Origin of the sequence: Spirosoma arboris, assembly GCF_009754945.1 — a bacterium.
In the GTDB taxonomy this organism is placed as follows: domain Bacteria; phylum Bacteroidota; class Bacteroidia; order Cytophagales; family Spirosomataceae; genus Spirosoma; species Spirosoma arboris.
The window spans coordinates 85519-111599 of the sequence record NZ_WPIN01000023.1; the positions used below are offsets into that span (position 1 = coordinate 85519).

Annotated in this window: 24 protein-coding genes; 15 read left to right on the forward strand and 9 right to left on the reverse strand. The window is 46.9% G+C overall.

What is annotated here, in order from left to right:
- Positions 1-291 precede the first annotated feature (291 nt).
- The 4 genes from GO755_RS35970 to GO755_RS35985 all read right to left on the reverse strand — a co-directional run bounded on the left by GO755_RS35970 (position 292) and on the right by GO755_RS35985 (position 5597).
- A complete protein-coding gene (locus tag GO755_RS35970) occupies positions 292-2418 on the reverse strand; it encodes a xanthine dehydrogenase family protein molybdopterin-binding subunit (RefSeq protein ID WP_157590275.1) in 2127 nt (708 codons plus the stop codon).
- Between the two features lie 20 nt (positions 2419-2438).
- Complete coding sequence (locus GO755_RS35975) at positions 2439-3461, reverse strand: FAD binding domain-containing protein (protein WP_157590276.1); 1023 nt, start codon at positions 3459-3461, stop codon at positions 2439-2441.
- Between the two features lie 20 nt (positions 3462-3481).
- The gene (locus tag GO755_RS35980; protein WP_157590331.1) at positions 3482-4264 is read right to left on the reverse strand and encodes a 2Fe-2S iron-sulfur cluster-binding protein; all 783 of its coding nucleotides are present in this window, start codon (positions 4262-4264) and stop codon (positions 3482-3484) included.
- Between the two features lie 811 nt (positions 4265-5075).
- Positions 5076-5597, reverse strand: a complete 522-nt coding sequence (locus tag GO755_RS35985) for a hypothetical protein (RefSeq protein ID WP_157590277.1) — start codon at positions 5595-5597, stop codon at positions 5076-5078.
- A gap of 713 nt (positions 5598-6310) precedes the next feature.
- Between GO755_RS35985 and GO755_RS35990 the strand changes: the two genes are divergently transcribed.
- The 11 genes from GO755_RS35990 to GO755_RS36040 all read left to right on the forward strand — a co-directional run bounded on the left by GO755_RS35990 (position 6311) and on the right by GO755_RS36040 (position 19551).
- On the forward strand, positions 6311-7672 hold the full coding sequence (locus GO755_RS35990) for a site-specific integrase (RefSeq protein WP_157590278.1): 1362 nt from the start codon (positions 6311-6313) through the stop codon (positions 7670-7672).
- A gap of 38 nt (positions 7673-7710) precedes the next feature.
- Positions 7711-9261 (forward strand): hypothetical protein, encoded by a 1551-nt coding sequence (locus GO755_RS35995; protein WP_157590279.1) that lies wholly within the window; start codon positions 7711-7713, stop codon positions 9259-9261.
- An 81-nt stretch (positions 9262-9342) separates the two neighbouring features.
- On the forward strand, positions 9343-9633 hold the full coding sequence (locus GO755_RS36000) for a helix-turn-helix domain-containing protein (protein WP_157590280.1): 291 nt from the start codon (positions 9343-9345) through the stop codon (positions 9631-9633).
- Positions 9630-10043 carry a VRR-NUC domain-containing protein gene (locus tag GO755_RS36005; protein WP_157590281.1) on the forward strand — a complete coding sequence of 138 codons (414 nt, stop codon included), beginning with the start codon at positions 9630-9632 and terminating at the stop codon, positions 10041-10043. Before GO755_RS36000 ends, GO755_RS36005 begins: the two co-directional genes overlap by 4 nt.
- 95 nt (positions 10044-10138) lie before the next feature.
- Complete coding sequence (locus GO755_RS36010) at positions 10139-11395, forward strand: hypothetical protein (protein WP_157590282.1); 1257 nt, start codon at positions 10139-10141, stop codon at positions 11393-11395.
- 102 nt (positions 11396-11497) lie between these two features.
- Positions 11498-12871 (forward strand): BT4734/BF3469 family protein, encoded by a 1374-nt coding sequence (locus tag GO755_RS36015; RefSeq protein WP_157590283.1) that lies wholly within the window; start codon positions 11498-11500, stop codon positions 12869-12871.
- A gap of 13 nt (positions 12872-12884) precedes the next feature.
- Positions 12885-13454, forward strand: coding sequence for a hypothetical protein (locus GO755_RS36020; RefSeq protein ID WP_157590284.1), 570 nt, complete (start codon positions 12885-12887; stop codon positions 13452-13454).
- 35 nt (positions 13455-13489) lie between these two features.
- Positions 13490-13951: a DNA-packaging protein gene (locus GO755_RS36025; protein WP_157590285.1), complete on the forward strand. Its 462-nt coding sequence runs from the start codon at positions 13490-13492 to the stop codon at positions 13949-13951.
- Between the two features lie 4 nt (positions 13952-13955).
- Positions 13956-15347, forward strand: coding sequence for a terminase large subunit domain-containing protein (locus tag GO755_RS36030; RefSeq protein ID WP_157590286.1), 1392 nt, complete (start codon positions 13956-13958; stop codon positions 15345-15347).
- Between the two features lie 140 nt (positions 15348-15487).
- Entirely contained in the window at positions 15488-15895 is a 408-nt protein-coding gene (locus tag GO755_RS36035) for a hypothetical protein (protein ID WP_157590287.1), read from the forward strand.
- Between the two features lie 14 nt (positions 15896-15909).
- The gene (locus tag GO755_RS36040) at positions 15910-19551 is read left to right on the forward strand and encodes a hypothetical protein (RefSeq protein WP_157590288.1); all 3642 of its coding nucleotides are present in this window, start codon (positions 15910-15912) and stop codon (positions 19549-19551) included.
- Here GO755_RS36040 and GO755_RS36045 read toward each other — a convergent pair.
- Both GO755_RS36045 and GO755_RS36050 read right to left on the reverse strand, forming a co-directional pair.
- Entirely contained in the window at positions 19548-20084 is a 537-nt protein-coding gene (locus GO755_RS36045; protein ID WP_198175033.1) for a DUF4468 domain-containing protein, read from the reverse strand. The two genes, GO755_RS36040 and GO755_RS36045, sit on opposite strands and share 4 nt — an antisense overlap.
- 62 nt (positions 20085-20146) lie before the next feature.
- Positions 20147-21121: a DUF4238 domain-containing protein gene (locus GO755_RS36050; RefSeq protein WP_198175034.1), complete on the reverse strand. Its 975-nt coding sequence runs from the start codon at positions 21119-21121 to the stop codon at positions 20147-20149.
- Positions 21122-21561: 440 nt separating this feature from the next.
- Between GO755_RS36050 and GO755_RS36055 the strand changes: the two genes are divergently transcribed.
- On the forward strand, positions 21562-21831 hold the full coding sequence (locus tag GO755_RS36055) for a hypothetical protein (protein WP_157590291.1): 270 nt from the start codon (positions 21562-21564) through the stop codon (positions 21829-21831).
- 255 nt (positions 21832-22086) lie between these two features.
- Positions 22087-22410, forward strand: coding sequence for a hypothetical protein (locus GO755_RS36060; protein WP_157590292.1), 324 nt, complete (start codon positions 22087-22089; stop codon positions 22408-22410).
- A 253-nt stretch (positions 22411-22663) separates the two neighbouring features.
- Here the strand turns inward: GO755_RS36060 and GO755_RS36065 are convergent, their stop codons facing one another.
- Positions 22664-22984: a LytTR family DNA-binding domain-containing protein gene (locus tag GO755_RS36065; RefSeq protein WP_157590293.1), complete on the reverse strand. Its 321-nt coding sequence runs from the start codon at positions 22982-22984 to the stop codon at positions 22664-22666.
- A gap of 387 nt (positions 22985-23371) precedes the next feature.
- Between GO755_RS36065 and GO755_RS36070 the strand changes: the two genes are divergently transcribed.
- Positions 23372-23824, forward strand: coding sequence for a hypothetical protein (locus GO755_RS36070; protein WP_157590294.1), 453 nt, complete (start codon positions 23372-23374; stop codon positions 23822-23824).
- 187 nt (positions 23825-24011) lie between these two features.
- Here the strand turns inward: GO755_RS36070 and GO755_RS36075 are convergent, their stop codons facing one another.
- Positions 24012-24695: a T9SS type A sorting domain-containing protein gene (locus GO755_RS36075; protein ID WP_157590295.1), complete on the reverse strand. Its 684-nt coding sequence runs from the start codon at positions 24693-24695 to the stop codon at positions 24012-24014.
- Between the two features lie 338 nt (positions 24696-25033).
- Positions 25034-25354: a hypothetical protein gene (locus GO755_RS36080; RefSeq protein ID WP_157590296.1), complete on the reverse strand. Its 321-nt coding sequence runs from the start codon at positions 25352-25354 to the stop codon at positions 25034-25036.
- Between the two features lie 283 nt (positions 25355-25637).
- Between GO755_RS36080 and GO755_RS36085 the strand changes: the two genes are divergently transcribed.
- Positions 25638-26024, forward strand: coding sequence for a hypothetical protein (locus tag GO755_RS36085; RefSeq protein ID WP_157590297.1), 387 nt, complete (start codon positions 25638-25640; stop codon positions 26022-26024).
- The last annotated feature ends 57 nt before the right edge of the window (positions 26025-26081 follow it).

Genomic DNA, 26081 nt, shown 5'->3' on the forward strand with positions numbered 1-26081 from the left:
GGCTAGAAGCCCCATTAGAGCAAAGTAAAAGCCAGCCACCCACAGGCCAATTAGTATAACATAGCTTACCCAATAATAGTCTAGTAAATTTGGGGCTGTCCGGGCAATAAATGCCATCATTACCTTCCAGTTAAGAGCGAGGATGAAGGTTAATACAAGTGTCGTGCTTAAGACCCATCTCGCTCTAAAGTTGTATTGCTCTTTACTCATGGCTTAACTTTCGTTTCTTTGATACGCTGCCTAAAGATCGATAAAGTCAGGCATGAGATTAAATTAGCAATAAATAAAGGCTCACAACACCTTATCCGGCGTAATTGGCAGGTCTCGCACCCGTTTGCCAGTGGCGTTGAAGACCGCATTGGCGACGGCGGCTGCAACAGCAACGATGCCTACTTCGCCGATACCTTTTACGCCCAGCGTGTTGACGTGCTCGTCTTTCTCACGAATGAAAATAGCATCCAGATGACCGATGTCCAGGTTAGACGGGACGTGATAATCGGCGTAGGAACGGGTAACGAAATTGCCCCAGCGTGGGTCAACCACCGATTCTTCAGTCAGTGCCATGCCGATACCCCAGACGTTACCCCCAATGATCTGCGAGCGGGCGGTTTTCGGATTCAGAATCTGGCCGGCCCCCGTCACCGCCAGAAAGCGATTGACCCGAACCATGCCCGTCGATTTATTGACGGCGACTTCCGCAAAATTGGCGTTGAAGCTATGAGACGAATAGTCCTCAGCACTGTCAGGAGCCTTAGAATCCACCCGAGTCTGATAGTCAGTCAGTTTCTCCGACCGCATTAGCTGTGCGGCCGTAGGAGGGGCGAAAAATTGCTTACCAGACTTAGCTACCAACTCTTCCGTAATCTTCCGGCAGGCATCGTTCACCGCATTGGCGTAGCTGGCGGCTCCTACCGATCCTACCGCACCAGCAGCCGGAGGAAGATCCGAGTCACCGATTTTCACTTTGACATGCTGGATCGATAATCCCAGCGCATCGGCAGCCGTTTGTGTCAGAATGGTGTAGGTACCCGTGCCCAGGTCTGCAGCGGCCAGTTCGACAGTAGCGGTTACCTCATCGCCTGTGCGTTTCAGCTTCACCGAGGCTGAGGTAGGGCGCTGGTGAGCAGGATACGTTCCAGCCGAAACACCATAGCCAATCCAGTAATTACCCTGTTGATTCTGGCGCGGCTCAAGGTTGCGTTTTTCCCATCCAAAGGCTTTGGCACCTTCCTGCAGGCACTGCACCGTCGCGCGCGACGACCAGGGTTTTCCATTGGATGGATCACGTTCGGGTTCGTTTTTGATCCGGAACTCAATCGGGTCCATTTTTAACTTGTACGCTAACTCATCCATCGCCGATTCGAGCGCAAAGCTGCCGGTTGATTTACCGGGTCCACGCGTATAGGTCGGTAGAATCAGGTTCATGGGCACCACTCGATACGTAATGAGCGAGTTAGGTGCGTCATACATGATTTTTGAACAGTCGCCACAAGGTTCAATAAACTCATCATTGATGGCACAGTGGGTTGTAATCTCGTGCGCCAGCGCCGTCAGTTTCCCATCGGCTGTAGCTGCCAGGCTTACTTTCTGTTGATTGTGTTGCCGGAATCCAACGGAGTTGACCATCTGTTGTCGAGTTAGGGCAAGCTTCACGGGGCGGCTTACGTGCTTAGCGGCTACTGCTGCCAGTGCTAAATTGGCCCATTGTCCACCTTTCGAGCCAAACCCACCCCCGATATAAGGGGACACGATACGCACTTGTTCAGGCTTCAGATTCAAGGTAGCAGCTGCAGCACTTTGCGCGCCATTCACGATCTGGGCACTGCTGTATAAGGTCACCTTGTCACCGTCCCATTCGGCAATAGCGGCATGAGGTTCCAGCGGATGATGGTGTTCAATGGGTGTTTGGTATACCTCTTCTACTTTAATCGTCGCCTGGCTGAGCGCGGCTTTGGCATCACCCCGGTTAGCGTCGGCCTTTTCTTTATCCTTTGGCAGGCGGGCCTGGTTAGCCAGCTTGTCAAAGTCGACTTTAGGCTCTTTTTTATCGTAGGTAACCTTGATCAGCCGCGATGCGTAGCGAGCTTGTTCAAACGTTTCAGCTACGACAATGCCAATGTTCTGCCCGAAGAACTCAATTTCTGGACTTTGTAACAGTGCGCCCCCGCGCAACCCACCTTTAACGTTCAGCTTTGGCGCATTTTGGTGGGTAATCACGGCCAGCACACCAGGGGCTTTCTCGGCAGTAGAGGTGTCGATCTCACGAATTGTTCCGGCAGCAATGGTGCTTTTAAACAGAATTGCATAGGCCGAATTCTTGACCGGATGATCCATAGAATAAGCGGCCTTACCCGTTACTTTGGCAATCCCATCGATCCGACTAATGGGCGTGCCGATTGTTTTAGTGGTATCCTTCATGGGGTTTCTTGAGTTTACCATTAGGCTTTGCCGCCGTTCATGGCCATCTGCAGGGCTAGAACGATGCTTCGATTACCCAGTTCAACTTTAAACGCATTATGTTCCAGTGGTTTGGCATCAGCCATTTCGGCAGTAGCGGCCAACTTAAAATTGGCGTCGGTAGCTTCTTTTCCAACCAATAATTGCTCAGCTTTCAACGCCCGCCAGGGTTTGTGGGCTACACCACCCATGGCAATACGAACTGCTTTGATTCGTTTACCTGATTCGTCGGACGGGTCCATCTCCAAAGCGGCTGCGACTGACACCAGTGCAAAGGCATAGGAAGCACGATCGCGGACTTTGAGGTAATATGACTTATCCGCAAATCGGTTCTTCGGCAGTTCGATGGCTGTAATCAGTTCGCCATGTGGTAGATTGGTATCCTGTTCAGGTTTATCACCCGGCAACCGGTGAAAATCGGCAATAGGAATCGACCGTTCCTGCCCATCTGCGTTGCGAACCTTAACGACTGCGTCCAAAGCCGCCAGAGCAACAGCCATATCAGATGGATAAACCGCCACGCATTGTTCCGACCAGCCAAAGATGGCGTGCATCCGGTTAATACCTTCCTTCGCACCACAGCCTGTTCCGGGTTCGCGTTTATTGCAGGGCATAGCCACTTCATAGAAATACGGGCAGCGGGTTCGTTGCAACAGATTCCCGCCGTTGGTTGCCATGTTCCGTAATTGTCCCGATGCGCCCGCCAGGATTGCCTGCGTAAGTAGCGGGTAGTTCTGACGCACCAGCAGATGGTTAGCTGTGTCCGTGTTTTTGCCAAGGCCACCCAATGAAATGCCTCCCTGGTTCGTTCCTGCGGCTATTGGTTTAATGTCGCTCAGACCTAGTTCGGAAATGTCGATGAGGGCGTTAGGCCGTTCGACATCCTCCTTCATCAGATCGAGCAGATTGGTACCGCCAGCGAGAAATCTGGCGTTTGGATTCTGGGCGAGCATCTTGATCGCCGACGAAGGGTCTGTAGCCCGGCTGTACGTAAACGGTCTCATTGGAAACGGCTGATAATGAATTAAACCGAGCGGAAAATTTGTTCAACGGGCTTGCCACTATGGACCTCATGAATGGCAGCTACAATGTTAGGATAGGCCCCGCAGCGGCAGATATTTCCTGACATGCGTTCCCGAATCTCTTCATCGGAAAGTTTCGCTGGCCCCGCTGGTTGACGAACGTTTTGGGTAACATAGCTCAAGTGGCCTTTTTTCACTTCATCGAGCATTGCCACCGCCGAGCAAATCTGACCGGGCGTACAGAAGCCGCATTGGAATCCGTCGTGTTTCAGAAAAGCCTCCTGCATAGGGTGAAGTGAACTACCTTGGGCCAATCCTTCAATCGTCTGCACCGTTTTCCCTTCGCAACTGGCGGCCAATGTCAGGCAGGACAACATCCGATGACCATTTACAATTACCGTACAGGCTCCACACTGGCCGTGATCACAACCTTTTTTGGAACCAGTCAGATCCAGCCGTTCCCTTATAGTATCTAGTAACGTCATTCGGGAATCGACCGTTAGTTTGCGGGCTATACCATTGACATTGAATGAAACGTCCACCCTGTTTTCGAGACTGTCCGAAGTAGGGTTCTCTGGGCCTGATTCGTTGAATGGCCGAGTCATTAACTGCTCCGCAACCGCCGATTGGGCAGCCAGGATGCCCCCACCTGCCATCGCCATCAATTTGAGAAAATGACGCCGATTGACACCTGTATCGAGAATTTCGGTGAGGTCTTCGGGCATCAGATCAGCAAACAGCCGCTTTTCGTCCTCCGTCAGTTCAGATGATTCGTGTTCGTCCATCATGCCATGATTAGTCATTAAATGGTTATCGCACCATCGTTACATTAGTACGATCAATAACAACAGATGAGTAACCAAGTAGTGAAGCTTATTGTTAGGAGCCGGTCTGCGCATTGATTCTATGCACGTTATCCGAGCCTACTAACGGCATTATAATCACCTTCCAGAGCGCAGAAGGCACGATTATCTCATTACTGGCAATACTGGGCCGATGTCGACTATAGATAATAGGCCGACTAACATTCAGTTCGAAGATAAGCTTCAGTTCATCATTAGCAGGTTAACGAAAATTGCGGCAATAAGGAGTATCTATTTTCCATTGACCTCCTTCCTTGTATAAGCGATATCTTGAATCATATACCATTTTTTTTCCATTCTCCCGGTTGCCACCCGAAACTGTACTTCCTCCCTAGTCTTTATCAAAAATGTGGACCTCTCCGTCAGTTGTAGTGACTTTCATCGCTAAAAGAAGTGAATCTCCAACTTGTTGTAACTGGCTGATTTCGTAGGATTTAAAATTAGTATAAAAGGCTATCTGGACAGTTTGATTGAGATCCGTTTTAGGTCTAAGATTGGCGAGCTTGATTTTACAAGAATCGGATAAATAGCTTGCGGCTAGTGGGTAATTTTTGTCGATCAACGCACCATAGTAATTCTTAAAGGTATGGCGGGCTGAACGACAACCGACGTGTAGTCCAACGACAGTTATCAGTAACAGTTTCACCGTGAGTCTACTCATAAGGGTCACAGTGAAATTTTAAATTTCGCTGTTGTATAAGTGGCAAAATGTTAGGTTGTCTAGCACTAAGCTCTACTTGTTAAGTCGTTTATATAGCTCTAAATAACTCGTTTTGATTGTGCCTCGTTGATAAGCCTGCTTAATCAGGGGATAATATTTACGCTGATAGTCGCGATCAGCGTGCCAGACAATCAGCCAGGCAGTAAATGATTCATGTTCACCGTACTGATGGATTGTTGGCCATCCATATCTAGTGACAATCTTAGTTAACAAAGCTTGGTTGGCACTATCATTCGCTTTGATTTTACGCCAAAAGTAATCTTGCTTTTCCCTCGATTTAGAACCATTCATTACACTATCTCTGTAGCGTTGATCAATCTGGTAAAGCTGATTAATTAACTGCTTACATTGAGATACAGAATAATGGGTAATCTTTAAAGAGCTGTCAATATCAGCGATATTGCCCGTATAAGTTATCCACTCAGTCATTACCTCAGCACTACCTTTAGGTATATTGGTTTGTGCAATCAGAGGAGATTGACTTATGACCCAATACGTTAGTGTGATCGCTGCTAAAGATCTATGACAAATCATAGAAGTGCTGTTATATGATTAAACGCTGTGTTAATTAAATAGGCTTACTCGCGATTATCTACTAAAAGACGCTTGAAATTAAATAATCGAATGATGGTCAGTTTCAGACATTACCCGTATTATTCCCGAATCTTTCAGGTACTGTTTGATAGATCAGAGCTTACTGGGAAACCTAATGTAACCAGTTTTTTATGCCTGATATTCTCCCCTTGGCCCAAGTACTCCTAATTTTGAAATACATGGTGAGTAGGAGATTAATCCCGAATTCTGAGCTTGTCAAAAAGTACGTTTAATACAGAATGAATAATCTTGTGATTGTTATCGCCTTGATGAGGAAGAAAAGTGACTTTTTAAGGGTGGCATTTTGCCATTTTGGGCTGGATCAAACCTTGTTTCTCAATGAGAATCCTTTGCCATTAAGACCCCGCCAAAAACAAAAAACGCCCAAATCAAGCTGATTTGGGCGTTTTTTGTTGTGACCATGGGGAGATTCGAACTCCCAAGCCTTGCAGGCATAGGGGTTAAACTACTCGTTATTTATTGTTACTTTTTTATAGTCTGTAAATCAGCTAAATATAGGCAATGTTCTAATTATTGTTTGTTATTGTCATGCCTTTGTTTGTTATATTTGTTTCAACCACTGATTCAACCGGAAGGATACCATGCCTACAGCGCATAGGGAATTAGGTTGAGGGTAGAAATGAACAGTAGCTATGGCAAAGACCACTGACCACAAAGAGGGTAAGGCAACTGTTAAAGTTGTTTACTACACTCACAAGACCCTAAAGGATGGCTCCCATCCATTTGTTGTTCGGATTACAAAGAACCGAAAAAATCGCTGGATTTCGACCGGAAGGAGTTTACCGGCTAAGTATTGGAACGATAACTATACGGACTACAGACAAGCTATTCGTAAAAGCTATCCTGAGCCTTATCGCAACGAGCTAATCGTAGAGCTTGAGCGATGGGAAAAGAAATATGAAGGAGCCGCTGAATCGTTAGCGTCGGCTGACGAAGTTCATGACGTAAAAGACGTAGCGAGTAAAGCCATTGAAGGCCGTAAACAACTTCGAAGATCAACGTTAATTGCTTATACTGACGAGCTGATTGTAAATATGAAACGGGCTGGTCAGTTAGGCAATACGGTCGTTTATCAAATACTTAGAAATCAGCTTACCGATTTTCTTAAATCAGAATTTAATAAGACTGACGTTCGGTTTGTTGACGTAACGGTAAAATTCTGCAACGACTTCGAAATATATATGCGGGAAAAGGGTAACGCGGATACGACGCTATCAAATCGGTTTAGAACCCTGAGGGCAATACTAAATAAAGCTATCTCTGAGGGTGTTGCCAGTCTGGAAAATTATCCTTTTAGCCGCTCAGTTAGTGATCGCCATAAATTTAGCGTTAGCAAGTTCATTACCTCAACTCAGAAGCGGGCTATTACACGGGACGACATTCGTAAGGTTGACGCATTTCAGCCGGTTGCTACGCACGTCGGCGCTTATGCGGAGGTAAAGAACGCAGCAGAGGTTGAGCGCTTACAACGGGCTAAAAACATTTTTATGTTTAGCTTCTATGTTGGTGGAATCAACTTTGTCGATCTGGTACAAATTCGTTGGCGCAACCTTAGCCAGGATGCCGAAGGGCATACCCGGTTAACGTATGTCCGGCAGAAAACGGGCGGTAAGTTTTCGATTCGATTATTAGCCCCAGCCATGGCTATTATTGAACAATATCGACCTTTCACCCACAACAAGCCTGATAGTTATATTTTCGACGTGCTTAATACGACGGTGCATAACAACCCTAAGTCTATCACAAACCGGCTCAAAAAAATAATGGGTCAGGTAAATACTGATTTGAAACTGATAGGAGAGCGGGCAGGTATTGATACACCCCTAACGACGTATGTGGCACGCCACAGCTTTGCTACAAGCTTAAAACGGGCGGGGGTTGCGACAAGCGTTATATCCGCTACGATGGGACATAAGACCGAAGCCATTACAAACGTCTATTTAGATTCGTTTGCATCGGAGACTATTGATTCGGCCTTTGACGCTTTATTATAATTTATTGACTACTGTCCAATCAGAAATAAATATTCAAAATGACAGAATTAGAAGAAGTATACGACCGAAAGTTCGATACTCATAACAGACGCTTAGATATAATCTATTTAGATGCTTTAGAAACATTGTATGGCTTCGAACATCAATACCTTATTGATTTACAGGATAATTTTATAATAATTCCTCCTTCAACTGAGTTTGCTGAACGCTTGGCTGTATTGGTTGAAAGTAAGCGTTACAGCGAAATATTTGGCGAAGCATTGGGAGGTAATTTGTGCATTTTTGAACCATATGGAATTGTAGAGCTAAAGCTAGATAACCTTCATATATTTGAATTTCCTACGTCAGATTGGTTAATAGCTGTCTCCGAAAATCAACTCGCTTTAACAAAGCATATCCAATCTGTTAGACAAGAACTAGGCCCTCAATTCCCCGATAAAATAAAAGGCTATACAGTTGTAATAGCAGATATGAAAGACCCTAATGGTAAAAAGGTTGAGCTAACAACGTATGATAACATTGAGGGTGGAAATTTGGAAAATCTATTTAAGCTATACGCAGTTTGGTTTTCCAAGCACACCCAAAAGCTGTCTCCTTTGTTTCAAGAAATATCAGATGAGGTTACAGATTTGCTTGTTAACGAATACAAAATCAAACCAAGCAAAGATGGTTTTATAAACTGGTTCATGTTAAATAAGATGAAGGCAGGAATTACCATTCAAGCGACCCGAAATGCTAGCGAATTGTATGATATTGAGTTTGGTTTTGATATGCTACAAGCCACATTAACCCCGGCTGTTATTGAACAGGATGTGCACGATTACTGCCGTTGGCGGAAAGAACGACATGATAGAGCACAACAACTAGCTAGCTTTTCAATAAATAAGAACGCTAGACAGTATCTGTCTAAAACTCCTTATTCGACATTTGAAGAGTTAGTTGATTACTTTGAGTGGTGGACGGAAAAATATTGTCAATCTTTCCTTATTAAATTACAGGAGGTGCTAATACCCTACCCGGAACAGCATCTAACTATATTCAATAATGCATTAAAAGAATCGGTAAGTATAGTCAGCAAAATTGAGGCTAATAGAAAAGAATATTATCCAATTATAAGTTTTGATAGCAATTCTAGGCAAGTGATTATTGAAAAAATCACTGGACCTATCAGTAAGGCACTGTGCTACCGGCCAAAAAAAGAGGTTGAACAACATTTCTTCTGGCAACTGAATCTCATAGGTATAGGTAAAGTAATTCGATACATAGAAGAACAAATTGCCTTGTTAGCACTATCTGAATCATCTCCAAAGCTGCCAATATCTACCGAAACTGACTCGCCAAGATTAAGCGTTAGGGAAAAAATGCTGATACACTGTTATGAACAACGTAGAGTTATTAACAAAGGTGAACCGTATTATAACGACTACATAATGTATGCTACACCTACAAAGCGGAAAGGTTACCCAAATGGATCAGTACCTAAAGCTAAACAGCTCATCAAGTCTATCAAAAATATACTGCCACATCTAAGCAAAAAAGCTGCCCAACAAGCTGAAAGTGAGATAAATACTTTAGAGGCTAATATTTAGTAACCCGGTTGCTACCCGGTTGCTTACTTAGTGTCCGGTTAATCTTTGTCATCGTCAATAACATGAAAACGACGATAGACAATGAGCAATCCATTTGAGCCGATTAATAACCGGCTAAACAATTTAGAATCGTTGACTTTAGAAGTACTACAACTTCTACGTAGTTCAGGATCTGCCTCGGCTGACGAGGTTGGCGGTATTGAGTTGGCCCGACAGGTTACTCGCCTTAGTGCCGCCCGAATCTATACGCTTGTATCAAAGCGACTTATTCCCCACAAAAAGCGTGGCAATCGTTTGACCTTTCGCCGTTCTGAACTGCTTGCCTGGTTGGATGAAGGTAATCGTGAACAGAAAGAGGAGGTGTTTGCATGAGCCAGCTCCCCGCATTTTGCCAACACCAGTCCTTTATAGGCGAGCAGACCGCCCGTAAGACCAGACAGAAAGGGCCTAAACCGGAAACGGCTAATAGCTTAACTAAGAAGCTTATAAGCTATCTACGCAATCGTGGCCACTTTGCCGCTCGTATCAACACAACAGGACTCTACGATGAGAAACTGGGTAAGTACCGACCATCGGGGGCTACTACTGGCGTACCGGATGTAATCGCCTGCATTGAGTCCCGTTTTGTGGGCCTGGAGATTAAAATCGGAGCCGACCGATTGAGCAAAAAGCAACAGCAAATCGCCTTGCAGATCAACAGCGCAGGAGGCTTTTACCTGATCGTTCGCTCGTTTGATGATTTCGAGAAGTTCTACGCCCAACTAAAGATCCCGTCTTTCTGATGAGCTACCTCGATTACATCTTCCTAGGCTTCCTTCACTACCACAAAAAACGGGCTGATGCCACCACACATCAACCCGTCTAACTCCTTGATTATATGATCACTGAACAGGACAAAGATACGTATCGTCCGCCATTTTTCGATATGTCGGACGAGGAATTAGCGGCTACTGCAAGCTATAATTTTACCGCGGAAGAGCCTCTACAAAACCAGTCTGAACAGAAAAAACAAACCCAGTTTGATCAGCAGCAAACGATATTGAATCGCCTATTAAGCAAAGAGCAGATTTTAAGCGAGGCTGCCACACAGCCCGTTGTGTTTAGTCCCCCATTGATTAGTCGAGCCGAGGTTGGCATTATTGGACGGGGGACGATTAATGTTATTCAAGGGGCTTTTGGGTCGCACAAGTCTCGATGGGCTGAACTGCTGGCAGCACTGATGCTAACCGGTAATGATTCCAACGACCCGCAGTTTCTGGAGTTTAAAAAAGCAATGCTTGAACGTTTTTGCGTGTGTTACATTGATACAGAGCGTAATCTCACTGAAGAGTTACCCTATGCTGTTCAAGGAATAAAATTACGCGCTGGTTATCGGCTGGATGAAAAGCCCGAACACTTTCGATTTACCTCAATTAAAGGGGAAGAACGGAAAGATCGATTTAAAGCAATTGAAACATTTATCCACCATGTTCGGGAGGGCACTAGTTTACATCTGTTTTGTCTAATTGACGTGGTTACCGATGCCATAGGGGACTTTAATGACCCCAAGGAGTCGATGAAGCTATTTGATTTCCTTGGTAACCTTTGTGACAACTACGATGCCACGTTTTTGCTAGTCATCCACCAGAATCCTGGCACCGAAAAAGCCAGAGGGCACACGGGTACCGAATCCGCTAACAAGGCCAGTACGGTTTTACAAATAGGCTTAGAGAAGGATGCTAACGGTAATGATACCGATCTGATTAAGCTGCGCTACCTCAAATTGCGACGTGGCAAAAAGCCTGAGCCTCTTTATCTACAATTCAGCAAAGAGTCCAATGGCCTGCAACTAGCAGGGAGCGACGCGATTGCCAACCACATTAACCATCGCAAACACAAGGCAGATTCGGACGATGTAGCGGACCGATTAGTGAGCCTATTAGCAGACGGGCCATTAGAAAAAGGAAAAGTAATTGAAATGCTGGAAGCTGAATTTGGAGCCAAAAACGCCACCATTCGGGGACGACTTAAACAGGTCATTGATGAACAGCCACTCATGACAGATGATCAGGGATGTTGCGTTAAGTTAGGCGAATATCGAGATGGTCGACAGCAATATTACCGGCTTGAACCACTTGAGGAGGAACCAGACTAAAAGTTACTGCTAACTGCTAAAACCCCTATATGGCAGTTGGCAGTTAGCAGTAACTTTTATACTGCCAAAATCAAATTAGCACCCACTTTAGCAGTTAGCAGTATGGATATTTTACCATTTCGCCCCACTTTACTTGACGTCCCAATTAGCTATTTTGAGTACGACCGACAGCGGGATACGTTCGGCAATGTGCCTGCCCAGCAAACTACATTACGGCGTATGGGGATGACCAAATTTTACCGACCGCCTATTGAAGCCATTCGGTTTGAATCCGATAAAGCCATTCAGGATACACTAAAAAAACAACTCCCTGCTTTCACGCCGGTAGCCTGGCTCTATCACCGCCGACGAGACACCAGTTTTGCCCAAAAAATTCGTCAGCAGTGGCCATTACTCATGGGGGATGTCGACCAGAAAGATAACCCTAGACTGAATATGGCTGAGTTAAAAAAGCATCTTGCTCGCCTGCCCTACATATTACTTTGTGCCTATTCAGTACGAGGTGGGTTGTGGTTTATAACCCGATTGCCAGATGAGCAAACACCCGAAACCTTAGCGGCACACTTTCGCTATCTGCAAAAACTGTTCAGCCATAAATTCGGCGTAAAACTGGATTCAACTAAGGGTGGTAATCCAACCGATTTGCGGTTTGTCAGCTACGACTCAGATCCATACGTTAACGAAAACGCTACGGTAATGGTAGGTGTATATACGCCACCGCCACCAAAACCACGTACGGTCGATTATAGCCGATCTAATGGCGAAGATGAAAGCAAGCTCTTAACCAGACTCGTTCGATTCACGGAATCGGCTGGTGAGGGGGAACGACATGCTACTTTGTTAAAGGCATCTAAGTTGGCAGGTGGGTTCGTTGCTGCTGGAAGGATGGATGAGCAAACAGCGATTTATGCGCTTGAAACAGTAGCCAGTGAATGGCCGACTTTTAGCAAATCCCAGAAAACAATTCGTGACGGCATCCGATACGGGCAAGCCACTCCTGTATATCCTGATTCATCTTACGAACGAGAAACATATGGACGAACCCAACCATTATTATCTCAAAACATACTGCTAACTGCTAAACCCCCTATAAGCACTTTAGCAGTTAGCAGTAACACTAGTGAGTCATTCAATGGTGAGATTGAAACTTCCGCCACTGGTTCTACCAGCAAAAGTAACGATAAAGTAGTAGAGCGTATAGAGCCTATCGTTAGCCTAATAGTCACTTCTACTGTGGACGATATACTATCTGCCCCACCGGGTACAATAATCCGTCCAGACCCTACCAAGATTGAGACATTAGTCGTAGAGCCACAGGATTTCGATAACTACCCTACGGAGTGTGATGAGGTTAACCCACTAAATACCATTCCACAGATTAAGCAACAGTCCTTCTTTGAGTGGCAACGATCCTGCCCACCCTTTAACCAGCTAGGATTAGCCTCTCTCAATAAACAAATAAATACTAACACATAACTCCAGACAAACCATGAGCACAACACCCGCTTACATCGTTTTTCACCAGCATGAAGCTATCCCTATGACTCAAACGCTATTCACCCATGATAGGCTCTTAACGGCCCGTAAAGCCGCCATGAGCCACGTCGAGAAACTGCTCGCCGAGCTGTGGCAACGAGGGGATTATCAGACCATCATTGAAGTACGACTGATTGAAACTGGTACTGAGCCCATCCCCTTCGATAGCCCCGCTATTGCCCTGGTCTACCAGCTGACCTATTCCCGCAAGCACAACCTGACGTATCCGGAGGCAAAGGCCGCTTTCTGTGCCGCGATGGATCAATTGCATGCCGAGTTCCTATATTACCAGGCGAATGCCTATAGCATGGGCTTCGGCTACTTTCGGACCGAAATGGAGCTAGGCGAAAATCCCCGCCAGACCTTCTGCCACCTCTATGAGGCATCCGGCTATACTAATGTGCTATCCAGTCAGTGTGAAGCGTATCATACCGATACCGAGCTGCCCGGAATGACCCTGATTTCCTACTACGAAGATCAGCATGACCGGGCAGGCCTACTCGTGGACGAGCTAGTTGGCTAAATCCCTTTTCTGTTTTACTCAAATTATAACAACCCATGGCAGCACCCAAAGACAATGAATTCTGGAAACTCCGATCCAAGCATGGCCGCGATAAACTGTTTGAAACTCCTGGGCTTCTGGAAGAGGCTGCTTATGAATACTTCGCCTGGTGTCAGGAAAATCCCTGGCTAAAGACCGACTTTCGGGGCAAAGATGCCGAGCAGGTGGACATACCAACACCCCGCCCCTTCACCATTCGGGGCCTGTGTCTGTACTGCAATGCCAGTGAGCAGTTCTGGCGCACTTTTAAGGCTTCACAGGCTGGTAAAGATTTTTTAGCGGTCATTACCCGCATTGAGGACATTATCTACACCCAGAAGTTCGAAGGGGCGGTCGTGGGCGCTTTCAATGCCAACATCATCAGCCGGGATCTGGGCCTGGTCGACAAGAAAGAATTATCGGGTGAGCTGAAACTTGAGCAGATCACCGGCATGCGTATCGTATCCAGTAACAGCTAAGCGTATGGAATTACTGTTTGATGTCTATGGCAACCAGAAGCAGCTGGAAGTCTGTCAGCACTGGAATGATCCATCGGTCACCGATATTGTTTACGGAGGTTCCAAGGGCTCAGGAAAGTCGTACCTGGGCTGTAGTCTGATCTTTGGGGACGCCTTCACCTACCCCGAAACCCACTACTTTATTGCCCGTGATTCACTCACCAATATCCGCAAGTTTACTATCCCTTCTATTCACGAGGTGTTTCAGCATTGGCAGGTCGATGAGCGGTATTACGACTACAACGGCCAGGACAATTATTATACCCTCTACAATAAAAGCCGGGTGTATTTACTGCAAGCAAAGCCCTTACCCGGAGACCCATTGTTTGCCCGGTTCGGCTCCATGCAGATGACCAGGGGCTGGATCGAAGAAGCAGGTGAGTTTGTCGAGGCTGCCAAGAACAACTTGGCGGCCTCCGTCGGGCGGTGGAAAAACGATGTCTATAACCTGCCGCCCAAACTACTACAGACCTGCAATCCGGCTAAGAACTACCTCTACAAGAAGTATTACAAAAAGCACAAGGAAAAGACGCTGGAAGCCTGGAAACGCTTTGTGCAGGCCTTGCCTCAGGACAATAAGCGCCTGCCTGCTGGCTATCTGGAGAACCTGCTAAGAACGCTTTCGCCCAATGAGATTCAGCGGCTTCTGTACGGTAACTGGGAGTATGATGACGACCCAGCGACGCTGATTGAGTATGAGAAAATTGTAGACATCTGGACTAATCAGCACGTGCCCCGAACCGGCCTTCGCTTCATTACCTGCGACGTGGCACGCTATGGCCGTGACAGTAGTAAAATCTGCGTCTGGGATGGGTGGCGAGTGATCGAATACAAGACCTACAAAGGACTTTCTGTGCCGGAGGTAGCTGGGAAGGTGCGCGAAGCCATGAACCGCTACCGCATACCGGCCTCCCAAGTGGTGGTGGATGATGACGGGGTAGGTGGTGGGGTGACTGATCTGGTGAAGTGTAAGGGCTTTGTCAATAACTCAAGGCCCCTGGAAGAGCTTCGGCCCATTGCGGGTTGGGAGCAGCCCAACTATTACAACCTCAAATCCCAGTGCTATTACCGGCTGGCGGATCGGATCAATAAAGCCGGGATGTATATCGAACCCGGCGTGATGACTCACCAGGAGCAGGAAGAAACCAGTGAGGAGTTGGAGCAGGTCAAGCAAAAGAACATGGACCTCGATACCCGCAAAGCAGTCGTCCCCAAGGAGGAAGTCAAAGAACTGATCAGCCGCTCTCCGGATAACAGTGATGTACTGATGATGCGGGAGTTTTTTGAGCTCACTTATCGGCCCGCACCCATTCGGGCCAACCGCCCCAAAGACCGGGGCTATGGCAACAGAAACTAAGACAAAGAATGGAATTAATATTATCCTATCCTGACCCCTATTTAATTGTCATATACTCATAAATAGGTATATTTAATTATGAAAATTTTAAAAAAATAAGGCTTTTATTATTAATCATTCAACGCTAATTGAACTAGATCATGCCTGGAAAACGAAAGCAAAAACATGCTAGCCGCCCAAAGCCGGTGGCGCAAATGATACCTCAATCCTCCGCCAGTGATCGCTATCTGGAGGAGGCCGACCGGAGGCTTAACAGCCTGGGTCATGGGCTCAGCGCAGCCAGCACACCCCAGGAGGTTGCTGCCGCCCGAGAGGCTCTGGACACCTCCATTGGCCTGATTCTGCAGGGCTTTGCCCTCTGGGATGTCGAACAGGCTGAGCAGCAGCTGAGCCAGGGCCATCTCTCTCAGAAAGACTATCAACAGCGGGTCGATCAGGCTTTAGACCGATTCAATAAACCCGCCGAGGTGAATCCAGGTCCGAGTAAGCCACCTATCCATATAGAAGGGCCCAATGGTGAATTCATTTATATCTGTGAACAAGACTAACCCCTACCAAACTCATGGCAAAGCGAGTAGAAAGACAGGAATTAATTGACCTCGACGGACTGCGTCAGGCCCTGACCGAAACCCGAAATGACTATGTCAGTTTCGTTGGAGAGATCACCAAGCTCAACAGACAGATGCAGGATTCCATTCTGGCGAATGTGAACGCCCTGGAAATGATGCGGAAAGGCAACGCCAGTACCGATGATGGCAAAAAGCAGGAAGAATACGCCAAAGCGGCCAAAGCGACGACAGATCAAATTCGCGATCAACGCCAGGCCGTAGCGGCCCTGAGTCAATTCAACCAGCAACTTGAAGAAGTAACGGGAGGCCTACTTGCCCGCCAGAAACAGTTGCTGGACCAATATGCCGCGATTAGCGGTACCACGGCCAAGGATGTAGCCCAGAAAAAACGGCTGGCCTCCGAGATTGTCAACTTGCAAAACCAGTTTGATAAGCTTGATAAGTCAACGCGTAGTTCCGTTGGTGCCGCTAAAGAATTATCCGGGCAGTACAACAAGCTGCAAAAGGAGCTGGCTGATTCGCGGAACCAGCTAAAAGGGCTGGAAAATGCCTTTACAGGCACCACGCTGGAGATCAATAAGAACAATTCATCTGCGGTGGCGTTGGCGGCCAAGATTAAGGTGCTGGATGCTGCGCTGAAGAAAATGGATGCCGATATGGGCAACTACGCCCGAACGGTGGGTAATTACCGATCGGTTCTGGAAGGATTGGCTACGGGTGGCATTACGGGGGCTATTTCGGGTCTCAGTGCCCAAACTGCTTTGTGGGGCACAGCGTTTCTTGCGGTGGGGACAGCTGCCGTAAGTTTCGGTAAGGACGTGCTAGATATTACGGCCAAATTTGAGAAGTACAACGCGATTTTGGCCGCTTCGCTGGGCAGCACTGAAGCAGGAGCAGTCGCCTTTAAACTCATTCAGGACTTTGCGGTAAAGACCAACTTTTCGGTCGATGAGTTAACGGATTCGTATATCAAGCTAGCCAATCGGGGGCTTCGCCCTGGCACTGCTTCATTGACGGCTATTGCCGATGTAGCCAATACAACAGGCAAAACTTTCGATGAGTTAGTTGAGGCTATTAATGATATTAATAATTCTGAACGTTGGACAAACATTGGCATAAAAGCTAAAACCGTAGGTGATAAAGTTCAACTTACGTTCAGGGGGGTCACTAAAACGGTAGAGCGCACCGAAGCGGGCGTATTGGGAGCGGTAGAAGCATTCGGTAAACTGCCGGGCGTCGTAGGTATGACGGCGACAATTTCGGGTACGCTCGACGGACAACTGTCCAATCTAGGCGACAATTTCGATAAGCTTAAGACGACTATTGGTGGAGACCTAAAGGATGGCTTTAGAAACCTGATTAGTCTGGCTTCCTGGCTAATCGATGTGTTTATCTCCATCTGGAAAGGCACAGCCTCGATTCGGGAAGGATTTAGCCTGATGGCCGAAGCGGTGATCGATGCCGGAAAGGTTGTCTGGGATCTAATCAAAACGTTACTGACTACCGATGAACGACTAGGGGGCACATTCGCACTCCTGAAAGCGCTTGCCTGGGGCGTGGGGGTGGCCTTTAAACTAGTGAGTAGCGTCGTCATTACTGCCGTTGGTCAGGTTCAGTTTTTAGCCGCTGCCTTCAATGTGCTCATCAACAAAGTACGAGAGTTGGCTAATGCTTTCGGGGCTAGGTTCACCATTGACCCAACAGCAACGCTGGCTAGTCTGGACAAAATACAGGCGGATATCGCCCGACGACTTCGCAATGTATGGACGGATGATCCAGCCAAACCAGCAACCGCTGGACCTACCGTTGATACGACCGTAAAGCCGACCAAAGATGCCGATGCCGCAGCCAAAGCGGCTGAGAAAGCCCGCAAAGAGCAACTGGCACTCGATAAGGCTCAGTTTGAGGAACGCAAAGCCATCCTGGCTGCTCAGTACGAAGATGGACTTATTTCCGAGCGGGAATACCTCAAGCGTAAGCTAGCCCTGACCAAAGAAGAAATTACCGAGGAAATGAAGCTGATTGTGGGTACTGGAAAAGAGCAACAGGCCGAACGCATCAAGCTCAACCGTCAGCGCATTGATGCTGAACGGGAGTATAAGCGTAATCTATTGAAGGTTAACCTGGACACATCGGTCAACAGCACGGCGGGTCGACTTACCAAGCTAGATCAGGACAAAGAGGATGGACTGGTATCGGAGGTAGACTACATTGGCAAGCGTCGAACGCTTACGATTGAGGGCATTCGGGATCGACAACAATTACTTGCCGCAGCGGGGAAAGCCGAAAGCGAAGAATATAAAAAACTTAATACGGAGATCCTCAACGCCGAACGGGACTACAGCAAGGCCCGCAATAAGTTGCAGGAGGAGTCTTTTAAGAAGGCACTGGATGCCACCAAAGAGGCCATTGCCACTGACGAGAATACGATTAAGTCAGGATTGCAAAAGCGCCTGACAGACCTGGAAACAGCTTACGACCAGGCGCGGTCAGCCATTGAATTGTCCGTTGCCAAAGGCCAGCTTTCCCAGATGCAGGGCGATAATTTACTCCATGATCTTCGAATGAAAAATATCAAGGATGTGCAGCGGGCGGTCGCCGATGCCGTTGAGTCGGAAAAGCAGCGCATTGCTGCTCGTATCGCTGATCTGAAAAGTCAGGGTAAAACAGAGTTGCAAATCGCCGAAACGCTAAAGCTGGAGAAGGATGCCCTCGGCAAAGCCGAACAGGAGCAAGTAGAAGCGAATGCGAAGCGGGAAAAAGACCTGTCGGAAGAGGTGGCCAGGAAAAAGATTGCCGATGCCAACAAGGTAAAAGAGGCTAAACAGCAGATGGAGAGCCTCATCTGGCAAAACGCATCGGCGGCTGTCAATGGCTACTTCGAGGTTAGTTCCGCGTTTCGGCAACAGGACTTAGATGATCTACAAAAAAAGCATGATGCCGAACTAGCGGCAGCGGGGGATAATGCGTCCCAGAAGGCAGCTATTGACGAGCAGTATAATCAAAAAGCCCGGGCGATAAAGCGCAAGCAGGCCCAGGCGGATCGGGCTCAAGCCGCGTTTAATATCGGCTTGTCGACCGCAGAGGCTATTATGAAAACTTACGCCCAATTTGGCCCATTAGGAACGCCCCTGGCTGTTGCCCAGGGTATCCTCGGTGCCTTGCAATTGGCCGTCGTACTCAGCAAACCGCTACCGGAGTTCTGGCGCGGGTCGGACGACGTACCCGAATCAGGTCCAGCGTGGGTAGGTGAACGAGGCTTTGAATTGATTGAGACCAGGAAGGGCGGAAAGCCGCATTACCGATTAGCTGCCGAAAAGCAAATCATGTACCTCAACCAGCACGACCGGGTCTATACCCATCAGGAAAGTAAACAGCTCCTTCAGGCGAATACCGAGCTGGCTCAAGAAGTACGTTCAGCTCCTGGTGGTAGTCAATATATGCCCCCTGTCATTAACGCAGGCATAAGCGAAGGGGCAATGCGTCGGGTAATGGAGGAAACGCTGGGGAACCAGGTAATCGAGCAGACCGTACTTAGTGATGGTGAACTAAAGAAGTACATTATTGAGAAGCAGAAGCGTATCGACTGGAAGAATAGCTATTTCAGTTTGCCCAGGAGTAAGCGACGCGGCTAGAAGTCATCCGCGGTGGCCAGGGCCTTTTGTAACGATGCGACAAGGGCCTCGGCTTCCGTATTTACTTTAGTATAGAACTTATCAATCCACTTTCTGCCCACAGTTGGAATCTTTTCGACATTGATAGATTCGCCTTTTTCCTCAATCACAAAGTCTGTCAGAACTATTCTGTACTTACCCTCTTTGATATCGACCGCTAACAGATGGCGAACAGGATAGGTATGTGCGGTTCCAATGTAGGACTCTACAATTGGAAATATACCCTTCCCGGTTAACTCTCCCGTAGACGGATCATTCACTTGTAGTACCTGATTGGCTGAGTTATAGGTTTTGACAAACCATTTTCTTCCACGCTTATAAAGTTCATCCTTCCCGGCGCCATCAACGCTTTTAACTACCTGATAAGTAATCTTCCCCGATTCGTTAACCGGCAGGATACCATTCAATTTACCGTTCTCAATGGTGATTTTTTGGGCAAAGGAGGTGAAAACAGCCGAACAGGTAATCAGGAGAAGGCAGACGTATTTTTTCATGTGTAGGAAAAAGAGGGTTTTAGCAAATATAAATTGTTCTACCCTTGTCGTGCTAGGCATCATTAAATAATCAATGAGCTGTGTAAGCTAGCCCATGTTTGCAATAGGGGATTTTCATGCGCTGCATACACTTCTTTAGTTGCCATCTGCCAAGTCGTTTGATTAATACCGCGTACCCAATTTACTTCTGCATATTTATACGAGACAACTTTTTGTAGCGGAAGTGGCCCAAGTTGATTACCTTCCATAACGATAATCAACAAGTGGTATGGCGTTAAAGGAAACAAGAAACCAACTTGCCCAATGAATCGGGTATTATGAATCATATTGTTTGAGTCTTGGCAATATCCAGGATTATCTGATGTAATGAATTGATGGTTTAGAGTGGTCTTTAGTATAGTCCAGTTACCCCTTGCCATCTTGTTGAAAACCAATTGCCGAGTTTGGCTCGGGTTTATTTTATTTTCCAGCAAAGACCGATTATGTAGTTCTTTAATTGCGGCATCGTCTTTTGTCCAATCATGCCTAAGGCCTTCCGTAAGCTCGACTAGTCTCTCAAAGGTGCTGCCCTTTGCTTGGAGAATTGGCTCAAGCTCCTGCCGCCTTTGGTGATGCTCAACCAATAAATCGTTAATAACGGTATGTATATTCTGTTTAGAGAAAGAATGCTGGCGCATGTATTGATTGCGAGCCTTAATGTCAAACAACATCAATGCAAATTCTTCTGCAACCTCTATCGGTAAGGGATCGGTGGACGTTGTTAGTCGCTCTATAAGCTTGCCTAACTTGTTTTCATACAAGAAGCCATAATCTTCTAAAATATTAGTCTCGTTTATTGTATAACCCTGAATGGGATTGGCATCATTAAATTGATAAAAGCCTTTTTGGTAACAAATGCCGGATGGATGAACCTCAGTGGGCCTCGGACGTTTCTGTAGGTCCGTCCTTAATTTAAAAAGCTTTCCATTCGACTTAGTAAAGTTATTCAAATAGGCCTTGGGGACGATATGAGACTTGACGGGTTTCTGCTGTGCCATATCCAAATATAACAAATTCATTAAGTTGAAAGATCATATCAAAGCCCTGCTGAAGGATGCGAACTGGATGCACCGGAGTGATACCTAGTAGCTTTAGTGCCAAAGCCCTTTCCACCCAGATGGGGCTTTTTAATGCCATTGCCTCATTGTTAGCAACAAACCAAACGCGTGTGTAGTAGTGAGGGGGCAAACGTTTTTTAGTCAGATCAATCAGCCAACTTCTACTTAGAGATTGGCTGATTTCATATCAAAAAAAGCCGACTCAATCCGGGTCGACTTTTTGTTTTTTATATCTACATTACTAAGCGCCAAGCGGACACATAGTTACTGTAGTTATAAAGGGCAGTACCTGGTAGTTATACTCTTAAAAAACGCCAGCCCCAAAGAGACTGACGTTTTTGTTACTATGTCTATTGTTTTAGCGCTACGAATATAGGCAATTGGCTGATGAGCTGCCTGAACATTCCGCTCAGGATGGAGTGCCCGTCAGTAGTACGGGTTCGCTTTGGGATGGGTTTGGAGGCTGGTTAGTTCGGGTATGTGCTGGTCTGCTCCTTGAACCCGTCCGTCGTCAGCCCCGCGCCACCCACACGGTTTGCCGGGTGATTCAGCCCGGTAGTGACTGGCAGGGTAGGAGGTCTCCCTCTCAAGTCTGCCTGAGTCAGCGGGTAAAATGCTCCTCATCCTGCTCCCGAACTCAGTGGAGTTAACCAGGAGATGGTATTGACCCATCAGCGAGTTTGCTGACAAGTTCGGGCAAGCAATTATGGGAATACTACCCTAATTGCTTGGGCAGGCATAAGGAGGGCACGAATCGCTACACATGGACATCGAATTGTCTCTTCCAACCACGGCTTGAGTGAAGCGTTAGGTTTTACTAAAAATTAAATTTTAGTTAGGATTCGGCCCATTTAAGTCCATTTTGGGTCCTGTTTGTTGTAGAGTAAAATCTGTCACTTAACGTTTTGAAAACCAGGATAAAATTACCGTTTTTTGCCTTCCCTAATCGGTACTGCTTCACCGTGCCAGTCAGCGCCACCGGCTCCTTATGGGCAGGCTACGGGGGCTGGCGTTATTTGGCCTGTTCATTTGCCCTCAGGAGGCTAACCACCCAGCACAAAAGCCGCAAGACGCCTTCGGCTTGTCAGTTTATTGCGCCTGATGTGGACTATACCGCTAGTCCATTTTCGTCGCGTCCACTACGTTCCCAGTTTCAGACCTGGACTCGGATTGATGAAGTGATGAGCTTACCCATACCGGAGACGCATTTACCCAAAATGGCGGCTTAACCGCTCCTACTTCGTCATGGACATTAAAAAGAAATCTTTATTTATACCGGGTCCCTGGACGCTTGTCTCCCTAATCTCGGCTTCCTTAGCCTGGCTTGTGGTCAAAGACATTTTGGAGCTGCTTTTCTAAGCGGCTATTTCAGGATCAGGAAGTGGTAAAGTACACTGACCGCTAAGCAACCCCGGTATAGGCGGGTGCGCTGGCATCCCATTCCGCTTTTACTTCGTGGATAGCCGTCCCAGCATATTTGGCCTAGCTAATCCCTAAGCGTCTAACAACGGCGCTAATTCGTCTTCGGCCAATGGAATGACGAGCGCCATTTCGCATAATCAAATGGGCTTCGATCGAAGAAGCGACAACGCAGCTATGAATATGTTGCGGGTTGACCAGGCTACCTTTGTGAACACGTATAAACTGAGGCCAGCGCTCACTGTACCATTTCAGCGTCCGACTCGTTAAAATTGACTTCCCGGTCAGTAAATACACCGTACAGTAGTTAACATCACCGACCAAATAAAGGACCTTCTCCGGCTCAAACTTGTGCTGTAGTTGAGCAGCCTCTAATCGTTTCATAACAGGAACAGTTAAAAGGAGTGGAAAAATAGAAACTATCATATGTGAATACGAAATATAATAATATTAGTTTGGTATTTATTGTTTTGTTAGTAAAGTAACAAAAGGTGGCCTTTTAAGTATATATAATAACCTAAGGCGTGGCCGTGAGCGTAGAACTCAGATCGCGGAGTTTTTTTTAAACTAGCCGCTGACTTATTTAGGAGTCAGACTTCATTACGGGTTCGCCGTTAGGTTGACTTCTCAAAGTTCTCGTTGTTTTACAGAAAGGCCTGTCCGGTTTGGGACAAAGACTAATCCGTTTGGGACATGTGAGCAGGCCCGCCAGGAAAAGTGATGATGAGAACTGGGCTTGATTTGCCTTTTCTATAAAAGACGATTAACGCTATGCAGCAGAAAATCTATCAGGGTGAACTCTCTCCGGAAGCACTGGCTGACTACTTAGTAACCTATTTCGATCCTCAGCATGATATTCAAGCCCAGAAATTAGGCAAGGATGCTACATTCATTGTGCAGATTGGGGCGGGGGATGTGATTGAAAAGATTCATAATGCCGTCAGTGTCACTATTACCAAAGGGGAGACAGGCTCGGGCTTGGTGGTTACCATGGGCGAACAGCGCTGGTTCACTTCTAAAATGGCCAGTAGCGCGGCTTTCTGGGGGATCATTGCGCTACTAATCACTCCCTGGGCCTTGTTCATGCTGCTTTGGCCGTTACGGGATGCGATTGCGGGTAGTGTGATGCCCGATGAGATCTGGAATCAGATTGATTTAGGGGTAGCTAGTCAAGGCGGATCGCTGACAGCAACCCAGTCGCTTAAACATCCACATGAGAGCTAATGCTGCCCATCTTTGAGGAGCTGGCAAGGTATTTTTACAGGAAACAATACGGACTAGCCGCCCTGGAGATGTAGGTGATCTACTTATGCAACAGCCAGGAGTGTTTCTTATAGTGAAAGCATAGGTTCTGAACCACTAGGGGCAAAATCTCCAGATTTAGGACGAAAAGCAACGAAGTAGAAGCTAGTTAGGAGTCCTCGTTTTGCAGCTCATATTGCTGCGTAGATTGATCCACAAACAGCCGGTACATAATGGGACTATTAAATCGCCCCATCTTTAGGTAATATAACCCACTGGGTAGTTCGGTAAGGTTCAGACTGCGTTTGTATTGGTTGGTGTTAAAACGCTGCTCGAAGATTTCCTGGTGGTCTGCATCCTCTAGCGCTACCATTAGCCATCGACTGGAGAATTGCGCGCATTTCACGGTTAATTTACCGGATGGGTTCATACTCGGCTCGACCAGCAGGACAGCATTTCCTTTTCGCAAGACCACATGGCGAAGCGACTGCTCGGCAGTGGGTCGGTAAACAGGTATATAAGCTGCCGAAACCGCAGGTTTCTCAGTTAAATAGGTGGTCGTAAGAATCCGGTTATTGACCAGATGGGCCAGCAACTTATCCAGTGCGCGTTTAGTCTGCCGGTCGACATGCCGGGCACTAGTAGGAAGGGGCTCCTGATAGAGGAGTTGATGATGGGTATTGTAAAATTGGACCGTTGGTGTTTGGTCGGTTTGGTCGGCTCGCAGGGTCCAGTAGGCTTTGGATGAGTCAGGTTTAGTGTAAGCATACTGATCGGGGGACTGAGCAATTGCATAGCCTACGGCCAGAAAAGACAGCAAAAAAAGGAACCCGCAGGTTTTTGAGGCTTTCATGGGAGTATGTTTTATAGTTGTTTACAGCTTAGGTAAAGTCAAGTCCTGTGCCAAGTGAAAAATAGGCTTTGGGAAGCTGTAAGGGGTATTTTTTCGACTCATTGCGTTCGAAATCGGACAACGAGTGTCCGATTTCGAACCGCTACTGACGTGAATGCGAGTTCACTTCTATAGGGGATTACTGGTATCGTGGATTCAGGTCATGCCGAACCGGAATGAGCTGAATTTGTCAACAGCAAAACGAGGTTGCTGGCTGCCTACATAGAATTGATTCCCGCAAAAAGGCCCGGCACTAGTAGCGCCGGGCCTTCCGTACCCACTCATAGATATAAAGCCTGTTAGCCTTCCAGTTCTTTTACTTTCTGCTCAATAAACTCGTTCATCTGCATCTGAAACTCGCGTAGCTGCTGAACCGTGTTTAAGGCCGTAGGAGCGCTTAAGTTACGGATAGGGTCTCCTTCCCCTCTCAGCAGGTATTCAGCCGATATACGGGGCTCTACGGCGCAAATGCGCTCTACTAGATCGAAGCTCGGGCGCCTTTCTTGATTAACTACATTAAACAATGATGCACGATTCAATCCGTACTGATTGGCGAATTTGTAAGGCGTAGTATTTAGGGCAACTAAGGCAGTTTTAACCCGTTCATTGAAAGGTAGCATTAGGATAGTCCTTTAGATGAGATAAAAATAAGGTCTTAGATGCTTTGCTGCAAATAATTATAAGACCTTAGAAAAAATAGGCATACTAAGTTGGAATTTAGTCTAAACTCTTATATGTTTGTTAAAGCAATTAGAAACGAAGGAGGCCACATAGAACCCTAATCAGGTTGCCTGGCTGAAACGGTAAACTTCTATTAGCTTAAAAACAGTAAACCCCTTCGCTTACACCCTAGGAAAGTAGCAGCGGAGGGGCCCTAGTGCCAACATTTAAACTTTCGTTATCATGTCAACGGGACAAAAGTACTCGGGGAAAGGGGAAACTACAACCCTTCCTGAACAAACGGTCAATTTTCAGCTACAGACGGCTGTCATTGCCGCTATGTCGGAAAGCGATGGGGCACTCATTGTGCCCAGAACCTATGGAGGTAGCTTCCGATCTCCTATCAAAATCCAGGCAAATGCCTTTGTTGATTCCTTGGGGGACTTCGCCTATCTGATTGAGGTTCGCGAAGCCATACGCGCCTGGTTTTGCTGCTACATCCCGGATGATATACATACCAGTGTTCCGGGCCCTAACCTGGAAAGAAGTGCGACCCTGTTTCAGCATCTGGATGAGTTTGTCAATGATCTAATGGTGTCCGCTTTTGCAGAGGTATCTGCGAAGCAATAAGGGACATTCTAAGACTTTCTAAAAGCACTCCTAACATAAGGGAGTGGCTAAGCTATT

Bases quoted from the DNA above. Each gene is read 5' to 3' on its own strand.
- GO755_RS35970 (WP_157590275.1), bottom strand. From the start codon at position 2,418: ATGAAGGATACCACTAAAACAATCGGCACGCCCATTAGTCGGATCGAT.
- GO755_RS35975 (WP_157590276.1), bottom strand. From the start codon at position 3,461: ATGAGACCGTTTACGTACAGCCGGGCTACAGACCCTTCGTCGGCGATC.
- GO755_RS35980 (WP_157590331.1), bottom strand. From the start codon at position 4,264: ATGGACGAACACGAATCATCTGAACTGACGGAGGACGAAAAGCGGCTG.
- GO755_RS35985 (WP_157590277.1), bottom strand. From the start codon at position 5,597: ATGATTTGTCATAGATCTTTAGCAGCGATCACACTAACGTATTGGGTC.
- GO755_RS35990 (WP_157590278.1), top strand. From the start codon at position 6,311: ATGGCAAAGACCACTGACCACAAAGAGGGTAAGGCAACTGTTAAAGTT.
- GO755_RS35995 (WP_157590279.1), top strand. From the start codon at position 7,711: ATGACAGAATTAGAAGAAGTATACGACCGAAAGTTCGATACTCATAAC.
- GO755_RS36000 (WP_157590280.1), top strand. From the start codon at position 9,343: ATGAGCAATCCATTTGAGCCGATTAATAACCGGCTAAACAATTTAGAA.
- GO755_RS36005 (WP_157590281.1), top strand. From the start codon at position 9,630: ATGAGCCAGCTCCCCGCATTTTGCCAACACCAGTCCTTTATAGGCGAG.
- GO755_RS36010 (WP_157590282.1), top strand. From the start codon at position 10,139: ATGATCACTGAACAGGACAAAGATACGTATCGTCCGCCATTTTTCGAT.
- GO755_RS36015 (WP_157590283.1), top strand. From the start codon at position 11,498: ATGGATATTTTACCATTTCGCCCCACTTTACTTGACGTCCCAATTAGC.
- GO755_RS36020 (WP_157590284.1), top strand. From the start codon at position 12,885: ATGAGCACAACACCCGCTTACATCGTTTTTCACCAGCATGAAGCTATC.
- GO755_RS36025 (WP_157590285.1), top strand. From the start codon at position 13,490: ATGGCAGCACCCAAAGACAATGAATTCTGGAAACTCCGATCCAAGCAT.
- GO755_RS36030 (WP_157590286.1), top strand. From the start codon at position 13,956: ATGGAATTACTGTTTGATGTCTATGGCAACCAGAAGCAGCTGGAAGTC.
- GO755_RS36035 (WP_157590287.1), top strand. From the start codon at position 15,488: ATGCCTGGAAAACGAAAGCAAAAACATGCTAGCCGCCCAAAGCCGGTG.
- GO755_RS36040 (WP_157590288.1), top strand. From the start codon at position 15,910: ATGGCAAAGCGAGTAGAAAGACAGGAATTAATTGACCTCGACGGACTG.
- GO755_RS36045 (WP_198175033.1), bottom strand. From the start codon at position 20,084: ATGAAAAAATACGTCTGCCTTCTCCTGATTACCTGTTCGGCTGTTTTC.
- GO755_RS36050 (WP_198175034.1), bottom strand. From the start codon at position 21,121: ATGGCACAGCAGAAACCCGTCAAGTCTCATATCGTCCCCAAGGCCTAT.
- GO755_RS36065 (WP_157590293.1), bottom strand. From the start codon at position 22,984: ATGAAACGATTAGAGGCTGCTCAACTACAGCACAAGTTTGAGCCGGAG.
- GO755_RS36070 (WP_157590294.1), top strand. From the start codon at position 23,372: ATGCAGCAGAAAATCTATCAGGGTGAACTCTCTCCGGAAGCACTGGCT.
- GO755_RS36075 (WP_157590295.1), bottom strand. From the start codon at position 24,695: ATGAAAGCCTCAAAAACCTGCGGGTTCCTTTTTTTGCTGTCTTTTCTG.
- GO755_RS36080 (WP_157590296.1), bottom strand. From the start codon at position 25,354: ATGCTACCTTTCAATGAACGGGTTAAAACTGCCTTAGTTGCCCTAAAT.
- GO755_RS36085 (WP_157590297.1), top strand. From the start codon at position 25,638: ATGTCAACGGGACAAAAGTACTCGGGGAAAGGGGAAACTACAACCCTT.